The organism is Dorea sp. 210702-DFI.3.125, from assembly GCF_020560945.1.
Classification (GTDB): domain Bacteria; phylum Bacillota; class Clostridia; order Lachnospirales; family Lachnospiraceae; genus Dorea; species Dorea formicigenerans.
Genome location: NZ_JAJCNF010000046.1, coordinates 1 through 13,221, shown reverse-complemented (window position 1 = coordinate 13,221; position 13,221 = coordinate 1). Strand labels below are relative to the sequence as shown.

Genomic DNA, 13,221 nt, shown 5'->3' with positions numbered 1-13,221 from the left:
CTGGGGGATTGACTCCCACCACTGATACCAGCTTGTTTCTCACCACCTATAGAGGCGGAGTCATCTCCCAACTGATATAAAAAATAACAGGTAAACATATCGCTTTCAATGTCATATTTAAACCCTGACATTGAGTGCCATATATCCACCTGCTATTTTTTAATATTTTCCTTCTATATAATGATGTTGGATTTCAGGAATATTATCTCATTTTCAGAATTGGACTGATCTTCTTGTAAATCAGAAGTACCACAACAGATACCATTGCACCTTTCAAAAGGTTAAATGGTGCTACTGCAAATACGACAAATGTAAGTAAATTCGTAATATGACCATTTACTGCTGTTCCCATTCCTACCAGCGCATCGATTGGCATGCTAAATGCTTTTGCATAAGCCGGAAGTAATACATATGCATTTAAAAAGCAACCGATAAATGCCATAAATACAGTTCCTGCTGCCATTCCGATCATTGCACTTTTTCTGGAGTGTTTTGCTTTATAGATCCATGCTGCCGGAAGGATAAAGGCACAACCAATTGCAAAGTTGGCAATATCACCGACACCTGCTGTAGATGTTCCACTGATCAGAAGATGTAATACGATTTTAATAAGTTCGATCATTGCTCCTGCTGCCGGTCCCATTGCAAAGCAGCCGATCAGTGCCGGAACTTCGCTGAAATCAATCTTGTAAAATGCCGGTGCAAATGGAAGCGGTATTTCAAATGCCATTAAAATAACTGCAATTGCCCCCAGCATTCCCACCTGGGTAATGAATCTTACTTTTGACATACCTGCTGTGTTTGACTTGTTCTGTGTTGCTACATTTGTACTCATTTCTTTCTCTCCTTTTTATCTGCGGTGTGTCTGAGCTGTGCAAATGAAAACCTCAGGCACTGCCCTCTTTTATTTTAAGTAAGAAAGAATACTTCTTTTGGAACTATGCTTCTTTAGAATGTATCACTAAAAAAGGTCCACCGAACCTTTTTGTCGTATGCTTGACAACACAAAATCCCCCGACGCTTACGCTTCGGGGGACTGACATACATTCACCATAATTCTTCTCTCATCCAGACTTTACTGTCGGTTCCGGAATCTCACCAGATCAGCCACTGCATACACTTACACAGCGGGTCGCGGACTTTACCGCCGGTTGGGAATTACACCCTGCCCCGAAGAATCTCTCTTATCTGTATTTGATTATAATCCTCTGATTAGTCCTTTTCAAGGCTTTTTTCAAAAATCTTTTTACTGGAAGGACATCATCAGATCGTCCTGATGCACTGTCTCACCTGGTTTTACATAAATCTTGTCTACAACACCTTCGATCGTAGATACAACGATTGTCTCCATCTTCATAGCTTCCAGAGTAAGAAGCGGTGTATTGACTTTGACCGGATCTCCCTCTTTGACAAGAACATTTCCTACGATACCTGGGATATTTGCTCCAAGCTGTTTCGGATTGGACTTGCTTGCCTTAAGCTTACGATCTGTCTTGATCTCCAGTTTCTTATCCAGAATCTTAACGTTACGGATAGATCCATTTACCTGGAACATCAATGTACGGTATCCGTCCTCGTCCGGCTCGCTTGCTTCCAGATATTTGATCAGAAGTTCCTTTCCTTCGCCAATCTTCAAGTAAGTCTCCTCACCCTTTCTAAGGCCATAGAAGTATACGTGACTTTCCAATCTTGTAACATCATTGTAAATCTCAAAGTGTTCGCAATAGTCCTCATATACCTTCGGATACAGCGCATAGCTGACTGCTTTCTTGCACATATCTGCTTCTGAGCGATCCTCATAATGATATTTCTCGCACAGATCCTTCTTAATCTGATCCAGATCAACTGCCGGGAGAAGTGCACCTGGACGTTCTGTCAGTGGTTTAATATCTTTCAGGACAATCTTCTGCAGTTCCTTCGGGAATCCACCATACGGCTGTCCCATCATACCCTGGAAATAAGATACGACGGAATCCGGATAGGATAATCCGGCACCTTCTGTCAGAATATTATCTTTTGTCAGGCCATTCTTGTACATAAAGATAGCCAGATCACCGACTGCCTTGGAAGTTGGAGTTACTTTTACGATGTTTCCAAGCAGATCATTGGCGTCTTTGTAAAGTCCCTTGATTGCTTCAAAATCATCTGGTGATCCCATACTTGTTACCTGTGCAAGCAAGTTGGAGTACTGTCCTCCTGGAATCTCATATTTGTAAATCTCTGTGTTTGGAGATTTCATATCACTTTCAAATGGTGCATATACTTCACGCACACGGCTGTAGTAGTGACTTAATTCTGTCAGTTCCTCCGGCTTCAGGCCTGTGTCACGTCTTGTTCCACGAAGTGCCTCTGCTACTGCGTTCATAGACGGCTGACTGGTCAGTGATGACATAGACTCAATTGCCAGGTCGACAATATCTACGCCGGCTTCTGCCGCCATCATAACAGTACTTACACCATTTCCCGTGGAATCGTGTGTATGCAAATGTAATGGTACATGAAGTTCTCTCTTCAGTGTGCTGATCAGTTCTTTTGCTGCCAGCGGCTTCAGAAGTCCTGCCATATCCTTGATCGCAATAGAATGGCATCCTAAAGACTCCAGTTCTTTCGCCATCTTCACATAATAATCTAATGTATACTTTGTCTCGTTCGGACTTGTAATATCTCCTGTGTAGCAGATTGCACCTTCAACGATCTTTCCAGTCTTAAGTGCCTCCTCGATTGGCAGTTTCATAGTCTCGATCCAGTTCAGACTGTCAAAAATACGGAATACATCGATTCCATTCTCTGCTGAGATCTGAATGAACTCTTTTACAAGGTTGTCCGGATAGTTGCTGTATCCAACGGCATTGGACGCACGAAGCAACATCTGGATCAATGTGTTCGGCATACGCTCTCTTAAAGTTGTCAGACGTTTCCACGGTGACTCCTTCAGGAATCGGTACGCTGTATCAAACGTAGCACCTCCCCATGCCTCTACTGAAAATGCGTTCTGCATAAATGCATTTGTCGCATAAGCGGCACCGCACAGATCTTTGCTACGCATACGTGTTGCCACCAGTGACTGCTGCGCATCACGCATACTTGTATCTGTAACATAAAGCTTTTCTTCTTTTAAAATCTTCTGCATGTAGCCTTCTGCACCAAGTTTTAAAAATTCATCTCTTGCACCATAGACCGGTTTATCATGGTCAAATGTCGGCAGAATACGGTTGTCGAACTGTTTCTTCTTACCCATGTCAGAATTGATGATACGATCACCGATAAACTCAATGATCTTAGTCGCACGGTTCAGGCTGTGTGTCAGGCGGAATAACTCCGGTGTCTCCTCGATAAATGTTGTGTAACACTGACCGGACTGGAATGTCGGGTGGTTCAGCACATTGATCAGGAACGGAATATTTGTCTTAACTCCACGGATACGCATCTCCTGAAGGGCACGCTCGGATTTTCTCACTGCACCTGCAAAGGTACGGTCATGAGAAATAATCTTTACAAGCAGACTGTCATAGTGTGGTGATACAACGGCTCCGACATATGCACAGCCACCGTCCAGACGGATACCATTACCGGAACCGGAACGATATACTGTCATCTCACCTGTATCCGGCAGGAAGTTATTTGCCGGATCTTCAGAAGTAACACGAGTCTGAATAGAATATCCGTTACATGTAACATCTTCCTGCGATTTAATATGTATCTCCTCTGAATCAAGAGCATATCCTTCTGCAACCAGGATCTGAGCCTGCACGATATCAATTCCTGTCACCATCTCACTGACTGTATGCTCTACCTGAATACGAGGATTCATTTCAATAAAGTATGGATTGTTATCTCTGTCTACCAGAAACTCCAGTGTTCCTGCATTAACATATCCAACATTTTTACAAAGACGGATTGCTGCATCAAAAATCTTCTCTCTTGTCTCGTCTGGAATGGTAAATGCCGGCGCATACTCTACGACCTTCTGGTGACGTCTCTGCACAGAGCAGTCACGGTCGAACAGATGCACAACATTGCCGTAATTATCTCCGATCACCTGAACCTCAATATGCTTTGGTCCTTTCAGATATTTCTCAACGAAAATCATATCATCACCGAAAGCTTTTTTAGATTCATTTCTCGCCTCGTTGAATTCTTTTTCCAGATCAGCCGGATCATTGACAATACGCATACCACGTCCGCCACCACCGTTGGAAGCTTTCAGCATAATCGGATATCCGACCATGTCTGCGATCTTCGCTGCCTCTTCATAAGATTTCATCGCGTGATCTACTCCAGGGATGATCGGTACATCTGCTGCAATGGCAATCTGTTTGGAAGAAATCTTATCTCCCATTGCTCTCATAATATCACTGGAAGGTCCAATAAATGTAATGCCATTCTGTTCACATGCATCTACAAACTCCGGATTCTCTGACAGGAACCCATATCCAGGATGGATTGCATCTACGCCTGCATTCAGTGCGATCTTAATAATTGTATCAATATCAAGATATGCATCGATCGGTCCTTTATCAGGATTCAGGGGATAGGATTCGTCTGCTTTGGAACGGAAAAGAGCGTATCTGTCTTCCTTAGAATAAATGCTGACTGTCACAATTCCGAGCTCATTGAGCGCGCGGAATACTCGAATGGCGATTTCCCCACGGTTCGCCACCAGAACTTTCTTGAACTGTTTCATTGTCTTCTTCCTCTCTTTTTTTATTGGTTTGCAATTAGCCTTTTTCTCTCTAATCCCACGGGCAATTACAACTTGACCGAAAAGTCGCATGATAGTTCATCTGCCCCACACGGATTACATGCACTTTTGATTTAGTTTACAGGATTTTTCTGAGAAATGCAAGATAAAAATATGACAACTTCATTTTTTGACAATAGTTAAGAAAATAACAATGGAATTTGCAAGATTTTAAATTATAAATTTCATTTTAGCCTCTTTTTTCCCTTTTTTCTTGTCTATAACAGATAAAAATTGCATCAAAACTTTTCTTTTCCATGATTCACACTTTTTTAACAATCTAAACACAAATCGAAAACATTTTTTCATTATTATATAGACATCAGCAAGAGAGATGCTGAGATATAAATAACAATTTTCTTTTTCATACTTTTTCCTTTGAGAGTCTTCCGGTGGGAGGGCTCTTTTTATTTTGGAAATTTAATTTATTCTTCTGACATTGACGCCCCTGTTTTTTCCCTGCCACTTATAAATCATGAGATAAACCTTATAGTCGAGTTCGTCTTGTGCGGTGACGAATGGCTCTTCTCTTAGTACCTCGGATTTGATTCCCTGCTGATAAAGTTCTGCCTGCTCTTTTTTTGCCTGACTGATAAGTTTCTGATGTCTTTCATCAGCTTCTTTTCCGAAACTCCGGTTTGGATAGTTTGCGGCTTCTTGTTTGAGTTTTTCTGTCAGAAGTTCTATGAAGTGTACATGTTTTGTCTGATGTAATTTTACGGCTATGTAACGACTCATTCTCATACCATGATGTTTCCGGTAATATTTTAATAACTTTATCATGCTTTTATCGTCTGCTTCTTCTGCGAATTCTTCCATGACTGTGATTGCCTCTTCTGACGGTTGCCACGGATTATCTTTTGGTACAATATATTGATCCGGCACCGCCGGGTAACAGCAGTAATTGAGTGGCGGGAACTGTTCTAACATTGCCAGTTTCTGTTCTGTCGGTGTACAGAATTCCGGTCCCAGATATTCTAATTTGTCCCGTAAAATTGCAATGCGATATTCCAGTTGTCTTAAGTATTCGTACCCTTCCACCCAGAAATGTCCGATTTCTCCATAATTGTATAAATGTACTTCCACTGACAGCGACTGGTAAAAGAGCGTTACAACGGAATCGTCCTGATGTACCACAAGCACATATTCTCCATTTTCATAGGTAACTGATGCATCCAGTGGTCCTTCATAATCGTCCTGATAAATTCCGGTCATTCGCGCACCGTGAAATACAAGAAAGCTTTCCACTGCATCGTTCATCATATAAACCAGTTTATACTCTGGCAGAAGTAATTCGAACTGATCTTGTTCCAAAAGTTCTTCCAGCATCTCCAAAGCTCTCTCCTGACTAATCTGGTACGCCTGATTTTCCACATTTTCTTTATTCTTTTGCTCTGCTTTCCACACATTTTCTGTGTTTTTCTCTGTTTCCAATTATCTCTCGCTCTCCTTCATTGACATCTTCCATCACAACTTTCGTTTCTCTGATCATGCCTTCCGGCAGTTCCTGATACTCCACCCTCAAGACTGCCTGTGCCCAGTTCAGACTGATCTGAGGCTGTTTATTTTTCTCACGTCCGGCTCTCTCGATTTCTTCCAGAAGTTCTTTTAACACTTCTTTGGTCAGATAGCCGCCTCGCCAGTGAAAGGTCAGCACGCGTCCTTTCTTCGCTGCCTGAAGCGACCGCTTGTATACATCTTCTATCTTTGTAAATGACAGTTTCTTCTCTTTATAATAGAAGTGTCCGCCCTCGTTGCATGCCGGAGCCGGATACAACAGTGGTTCGTGATCTCGGAAAATGTTTTTATCATCCAGGTTAAAATAATCGTACCTGAAATCCATCTGTTCTGCTTTTCCGGCTTTGTTCTTTCCCGATGTGTTGCGTGGAGTTTTGTTTTCCGGTTTCTGATTTTCTTTTTTCTCATAATTGCCAAGCGTATTGTCAAATGTTACGTCCAGGTGATAATACTGTCCGTCAATCTTTACGATATTCCATGTATGACGGTACTTAATCCCTTTTTCCGGATTATTTCCACACACTGCGATCATACACCAGATTCCAAGGGCATCACACAATACCTTCACGGATTTTGCAATTCCTTCACATACGCCTACCCCATGCCCTAAAGGTCCGATAATCTCATGGGAATAAGGTTTTTTCAGCTTATCATAATGTATACTTTCACATAAAAAGTCGTGTATATATTTTTCCTTGTCCCACTGGGAAAATGTCTTCGCTTCTCTTGCGATTTTCTCTACGCGGGCTGTCATGGCTTTCTGATGTTCTTTTATCTTTGCTTTTTCAAATAAATATTCCGGCACAAAAATCAGATTTGGAGAATCGTTGTAATATTTATACTTATAGCCTGTTGCCCAGAAAATTTCCGGATGATCCAGCCGGAGCTTGAAAAAGACATTATAGAGTGCCTCACCCTCCAGTCTTGGGATCTGAATCTCTTCATCTATATTTAAAAATCCCTGATACAAGGCATGATAAACTGCCTGTTCTATTTTATTCATCCTATTATAATAGTACTGTTCCATGTAATTTTCCGTAATCCTTTTCTATCATTTCAAGCTTTTGTCACTAATAATGATTGCGAGTTTTCTGTCACACGCAAATTCAAGTCGAACATTGCAACTAGAGTATAACATATATTATGAATATTTTCGTGTTTCTTTGAAGCATACATTGACATTCCATATCAGACTTTTTATACTGGGAAATGTAAATTTCAAAGAAAAGCTTATGTAATAGGCTATGAGAAGTTTTCAGAAAGTAGGAATCCAATATGAACTGTAATGATTCTATGATAAATAATTCTATTCTCAAGAAGAGGAATGATCCTGGCAGAAATTTCCAAATCCTTGCCATTTCAAACCGACATCTCTGCAATCAACCTTTTGAAGACCAAATTAAACGGGTCTGCGAATGGCACCCGGACGCTCTCGTTCTTAGAGAAAAGGATTTGCCAGAAGACGAATACAAAGCATTAGCAAAAAGTATTCTGGATATCTGTAAAGCTTACGATGTCCCATGTATCTTACATACTTACTGGAAAGCAGCGCTGGAACTCGGACATGATGCCATTCATTTGCCACTGCCTCTGTTACGGGAGTTGTCTGCCGAGTCGCAGAAGCATTTACAAAGTCAGAATTCGACAATCTCGCAGAGTTTTCATGTTACGGACTTCCATAAAATCGGCACATCTGTTCATTCTGTCGAGGATGCCATGGAAGCAGAACGGCTCGGTGCGACCTATGTGACAGCCGGACACATTTTCACAACAGATTGTAAAAAAGGTCTGCCGCCACGTGGACTTGATTTTTTGAAAAATGTCTGTGATGCAGTCACGATTCCTGTCTACGGAATCGGCGGAATAAAATTTGACCCGCAGCAATGGAACAGCCTGAAAAAACAAGGTGCCTGCGGCGGGTGTATTATGTCAGGAATGATGCAGCTTTAAAACTGCATCTTTTTTTGTTGCCAAGCATACGACAAAAAGGTCCGGTGGACCTTTTTTAGTGTCTTCTGCACTTCTGCAATTCATTATTGCACATATGGATTATACAGAAAGAACGCTCCGGAAAAAGCCAGCGCCAGATATATCATTGGTTCCCATTTTCTTCCATCAGCCTCTATTGAATTTTCCACATGTCCATCACCTTTTTCTTTCTGTTTTCCACAAACTAACACATAAATACCTCTCCAGATCAGATATCCTGCACACGCGCCGATCGTATTTGCAAGGAGATCATCAATATCTGTTGCACGCGCGTTAAATATCTGAGAAATTTCAATTGTTAACGACAGTAAAAATCCTGTGACTGTGACATTTGTTATATTTCTGCATTGCTTCCATATACATGGTATCAACAGCCCAAGCGGCAGAAACATGATTATATTTAACACAAACCCCATGCCCAATCCTGCCAGTGGATTCCAGTTATATCCACCACTGATGGCATCTTTAAGTCTTACAATGTCTGCCAACAGGCCTATCCCTGTCACTTTAAATACCACCCACAGATAAACGAGCATTACATAAACTCCAAAATAATATTTTGCAGGCACACGCCTGGAATTTTGCTTTGCTTTGATTTCCATTAGTCCCTGATATATCAGACACGGTAGCAGTAGCGTAAGAAGTAAATAGCCACTGTACATAAAATCCTCAACTATATAAGTATATAAAATCCTCACATAATCCATAACATTTCCTCTCCTTTTTCCAGCCTTTATCTTCACACCTGATATATTAGAATACATTTCTTAACAACTTCTTTGGAATATTCTTAATATTCTCTGTAGTTTTAACCCATACCTGTATCATGCAGTTCAGTAACACTAGTTCCATCTGAATGTAATCAACATTTCTTTCAATTTGTTTCTTGAATTATCAGACAAATGCATCTATCATAATCATATAAATATGATACTTGCAGCTCAGTAAACCAGAGCTGCATTTGGGGAATCAATTACAAATTCAAAAATGAATTCAATGATATAGGAGGGCTTTTCTTATGACACAGGCTGAAATCAAACAACTGATTCAGAAACAGCGGACTTTTTTTCATTCCGATGCTACGCTTGATGTAGAATATCGTATACATGCACTTCAAAAATTAAAAGCATGCATCTTAAAATATGAAAATGAAATTAATATCGCAATCCGTGCAGATTTGGGAAAATGTGCTTTTGAAAGCTACATGTGTGAGACTGGTCTCGTCTTAAGCGAACTGACTTACATGCTGAAACATACACGCAAATTTTCGAAAGAGCGCACAGTCAGGACTCCACTGGCACAGTTTCACTCCAGGAGCTATCAAAAACCGTCCCCGTATGGTGTCACACTGATTATGAGTCCATGGAATTATCCGTTCATGCTCACCATAGAGCCGTTGATCGATGCGCTGGCAGCAGGAAATACCGCAATTCTGAAGCCAAGTGCCTATTCTGCACATACTACTGCTCTGATCAGCCGTATGATCCAGGAATGCTTCGATGAAAAATATGTGGCCGTTGTCACAGGTGGGCGTGAGGAAAATAATTTCCTGCTAAATGAACATTTTGACTACATCTTCTTTACCGGAAGCCAGGAAGTAGGGAAGGAAGTGATGCGTCATGCTTCCAACCATCTGACTCCAATCACCCTTGAGCTCGGTGGTAAAAGCCCTTGCATCGTTCATAAAAGTGCCGATATCAGACTTGCTGCTAAACGTATTGTTTTTGGTAAATTTTTAAATTGCGGGCAGACATGTGTTGCTCCTGATTACATTTACTGCGACCGCACAGTCAAAGATAAACTTATAAAAGAATTGAAAAAACAGATTCAAAAACAATATAGTAAACAGCCTCTGGCACATAAAGAATATGGCAAAATTATCAATTTAAAACATTTTGACCGGCTGCTTGGACTGATTGATTACGACAAAGTGGTCTATGGCGGCACTTTCGACCATCACACTTTACAGATAGAGCCAACAATCATGGACAACGTCACCTTTGCGGACGCTGTCATGCAGGAAGAAATCTTCGGACCGGTTCTTCCAATCCTGACTTACGATTCTATCAGCGAAGCCGTGAATAATATCCGTGCCATGTCCCATCCGCTTGCACTTTATATTTTCGCAGGAGATACTCATGTAGCGGAAAATGTAATTGCAAGAATCGGGTTCGGCGGAGGCTGCATCAACGATACACTGATTCACCTTGCCACAAGTGAAATGCCTTTCGGCGGATTTGGCGAAAGCGGCATGGGCAGTTACCACGGAAAGACCGGATTTGATACATTTACACATTACAAAAGTATTGTGGATAAGAAGACCTGGCTGGATCTGCCAATGCGATATCAGCCTTACAAGAAGATAAATAATAAGTTGTTACATATGTTTCTAAAATAAATGCTATCTAAAAACAACAGACCAGTTTACAGTTCTCCCATAAAACCGCAAACTGGCCTGTTGTTTTTTATCAGAATTGGACCTTTATATCAAGCCATGATTGTTGTACAGTAGGTTCAATCGAAAGATAAGTAATCATATAAGGAAAGAGGTTTTACTATGAATTCAAATTTGAAAAAAATTGTGATGACAGCACTTTTTGCTGCACTTGCATGTGTTGCCACCATGTCTATCCGTATTCCAACACCTGGCACAGGCGGATATATACATCCAGGTGACGCAATCGTAATCCTGTCAGGAGTTGTTCTTGGACCAAGTTATGGACTGTTGGCAGCCGGTATCGGTTCCGCAATGTCAGACCTCCTCGGTGGATATTTTGTATACGTTCCGATTACATTTGTAATCAAAGGACTGATTGCTCTGTTTTCAGGACTTGTTTACCAGAAAATTGCAAAAGATTCCAAATCACGTTATGTAGCAGTGCTTCTCGGTGGCGTGATTGATATCGTACTGGTAGCCGGTGGATATTTTATCTGTGAATTTTTCCTTTATGGATCATCTGCAGCAGCAAGTATTCCAGCCAATATTATTCAGGGAGTCGGAGGACTGATTATCTCCTTCGTACTATACCCGGTATTAATGGCAATTCCAGATGTAAAACAGCTCACATATAAGACAAAATAAACTATGAGAAACACGCTTCGCGAGTTTCTCAAGTTATCGCGGCAGTCGCCAAGGTCTCGTGCAAGCACGGACTTTGGCTCGTTGCTCGCGTAAATCAATTGGGGACGTTGTAAACTTTAAAAGTACTACGTCCCCATCATTCATTATCGGTGTCCCTTTTAGAACACTTTCGTTGTCCACTTACTCATATCCCACACTTCATTCACCACGTCTTGATAGAATTCCGGCTCATGACAGATTAAGAGTATACTGCCGCGATATTCCTGTAATGCTTTTTTCAGGGAGTCTTTGGCATCTACATCCAGATGGTTGGTCGGCTCGTCCAGAAGCAGGATATTTGTATCTCTGTTAATGAGTTTACAGAGGCGTACTTTCGCCTGTTCTCCTCCACTTAATACTCGCACCTGACTTTCGATATGTTTTGTTGTAAGTCCGCATTTTGCCAGAGCGGAACGCACTTCATACTGGCTAAATGAAGGGAATTCCTGCCAGATTTCTTCGATACAGGTCGTGCGGTTCTCACCTTTTACTTCTTGTTCAAAATATCCGATTTCCAGATTTTCTCCCAGTTCGCATGTTCCAGACAGAGATGGAATGAGTCCCAGAATACTTTTTAAAAGTGTTGTCTTTCCGATACCATTGGTTCCTACAAGAGCAATCTTCTGTCCACGCTCCATGCTCAGGTTTAATGGTTTTGACAATGGCTCATCATATCCTGTCACAAGATCATGTGTTTCAAAAAGAAATTTTCCTGGTGTCTTTCCATAGCGGAAATGAAATTCCGGCTTTGGTTTTTCTGCTGCCAGTTCGATGACATCCATTTTGTCCAGCTTCTTCTGGCGGGACATGGCCATATTTCGTGTCGATACGCGTGCTTTGTTGCGCGCAACAAAGTCTTTAAGTTCACTGATTTCCTGCTGCTGACGACGGTATGCAGCTTCAAGCTGTGCTTTCTTTACTGCGTAGACTTCCTGGAAATGTTCATAATCTCCTACATAACGGTTCAATTCCTGATTTTCCATATGGTAAATGATGTTAACCACTTCATTTAAGAATGGAATGTCATGTGAAATCAGGATAAATGCATTTTCATAATCCAAAAGATAGCGCTTCAGCCATGCAATGTGCTCTTCGTCCAGATAATTGGTCGGCTCATCAAGAAGCAGAATATCCGGCTTTTCAAGTAATAATTTTGCCAGCAACACTTTCGTTCTCTGACCTCCGCTTAAATCTGTGACATCGCGTTCCAGTCCGAGATCCAGAAGTCCAAGTGCTCTTGCTACCTCTTCTACTTTTGCATCGATGGTGTAGAAATCATGTAAAGTCAGTTCATCTTGAATCGTTCCCAGTTCTTCCATCAACTGCTCCATCTGCTCTGGATCTGCATCTCCAAGCTGGTCACAGATTTCATTCATGCGCTGCTCTTTTTGAAGAAGTGGATCAAATGCTGACTTTAATACGCCGCCGATCGTCATTCCCTTTTCCAGTACTGCATGCTGATCCAGATATCCTGCATGGACATTCTTTGACCATTCTACTTTTCCTTCATCCGGCATCAGCTTTCCAGTCACAATATTCATAAATGTGGACTTTCCTTCACCGTTAGCTCCTACAAGTCCAATATGTTCCCCTTTTAAAAGACGGAATGAAACATCTGAGAAAATTGCCCTGTCACCAAAGCCATGGGTAAGATGTTCAACATTTAAAATACTCATTTTTACTTTCTCCTTTATCTGCAAAAATCGTTCATTTTATTACTGATTAAAAATCACCTCAATAATTGTTCATTTTATTACTGATTGAAAATCACCTCAATAATTGTTCATTTTATTACTGATAAAGACTTCCCATACCCAAAATGGGACTTGTACCTTGAAAACTCTATATTTCA

9 protein-coding genes and 1 riboswitch are annotated in these 13,221 nt (G+C 41.2%); of the genes, 3 read left to right on the top strand and 6 right to left on the bottom strand.

The window, feature by feature from the left end; all coding sequences use genetic code 11:
• Positions 1 to 202: 202 nt before the first annotated feature.
• The 4 genes from LI164_RS14940 to LI164_RS14925 all read right to left on the bottom strand — a co-directional run bounded on the left by LI164_RS14940 (position 203) and on the right by LI164_RS14925 (position 7,286).
• On the bottom strand, positions 203 to 835 hold the full coding sequence (locus LI164_RS14940; protein ID WP_005335727.1) for an ECF transporter S component: 633 nt from the start codon (positions 833 to 835) through the stop codon (positions 203 to 205).
• A gap of 217 nt (positions 836 to 1,052) precedes the next feature.
• Positions 1,053 to 1,182: riboswitch (FMN riboswitch) on the bottom strand.
• A 64-nt stretch (positions 1,183 to 1,246) separates the two neighbouring features.
• Positions 1,247 to 4,684 carry a pyruvate carboxylase gene (locus LI164_RS14935; RefSeq protein WP_040015725.1) on the bottom strand — a complete coding sequence of 1,146 codons (3,438 nt, stop codon included), beginning with the start codon at positions 4,682 to 4,684 and terminating at the stop codon, positions 1,247 to 1,249.
• Between the two features lie 477 nt (positions 4,685 to 5,161).
• Positions 5,162 to 6,175, bottom strand: a complete 1,014-nt coding sequence (locus LI164_RS14930; protein WP_227087339.1) for a DUF3878 family protein — start codon at positions 6,173 to 6,175, stop codon at positions 5,162 to 5,164.
• Positions 6,123 to 7,286 carry a transglutaminase domain-containing protein gene (locus LI164_RS14925; RefSeq protein WP_227087338.1) on the bottom strand — a complete coding sequence of 388 codons (1,164 nt, stop codon included), beginning with the start codon at positions 7,284 to 7,286 and terminating at the stop codon, positions 6,123 to 6,125. Before LI164_RS14925 ends, LI164_RS14930 begins: the two co-directional genes overlap by 53 nt.
• A gap of 266 nt (positions 7,287 to 7,552) precedes the next feature.
• Here LI164_RS14925 and LI164_RS14920 point away from each other — a divergent pair, with 266 nt between their 5' ends.
• Positions 7,553 to 8,209: a thiamine phosphate synthase gene (locus LI164_RS14920; RefSeq protein WP_227087340.1), complete on the top strand. Its 657-nt coding sequence runs from the start codon at positions 7,553 to 7,555 to the stop codon at positions 8,207 to 8,209.
• Between the two features lie 83 nt (positions 8,210 to 8,292).
• Here the strand turns inward: LI164_RS14920 and LI164_RS14915 are convergent, their stop codons facing one another.
• Positions 8,293 to 8,955 carry a VanZ family protein gene (locus tag LI164_RS14915; RefSeq protein WP_227087337.1) on the bottom strand — a complete coding sequence of 221 codons (663 nt, stop codon included), beginning with the start codon at positions 8,953 to 8,955 and terminating at the stop codon, positions 8,293 to 8,295.
• 311 nt (positions 8,956 to 9,266) lie between these two features.
• Here LI164_RS14915 and LI164_RS14910 point away from each other — a divergent pair, with 311 nt between their 5' ends.
• Both LI164_RS14910 and LI164_RS14905 read left to right on the top strand, forming a co-directional pair.
• Positions 9,267 to 10,646: an aldehyde dehydrogenase gene (locus LI164_RS14910; RefSeq protein ID WP_227079178.1), complete on the top strand. Its 1,380-nt coding sequence runs from the start codon at positions 9,267 to 9,269 to the stop codon at positions 10,644 to 10,646.
• 159 nt (positions 10,647 to 10,805) lie between these two features.
• Positions 10,806 to 11,330, top strand: a complete 525-nt coding sequence (locus tag LI164_RS14905; RefSeq protein WP_005335742.1) for an ECF transporter S component — start codon at positions 10,806 to 10,808, stop codon at positions 11,328 to 11,330.
• Between the two features lie 158 nt (positions 11,331 to 11,488).
• Here LI164_RS14905 and LI164_RS14900 read toward each other — a convergent pair whose 3' ends face one another.
• On the bottom strand, positions 11,489 to 13,045 hold the full coding sequence (locus tag LI164_RS14900) for an ABC-F family ATP-binding cassette domain-containing protein (protein WP_118427433.1): 1,557 nt from the start codon (positions 13,043 to 13,045) through the stop codon (positions 11,489 to 11,491).
• Between the last annotated feature and the right edge of the window lie 176 nt (positions 13,046 to 13,221).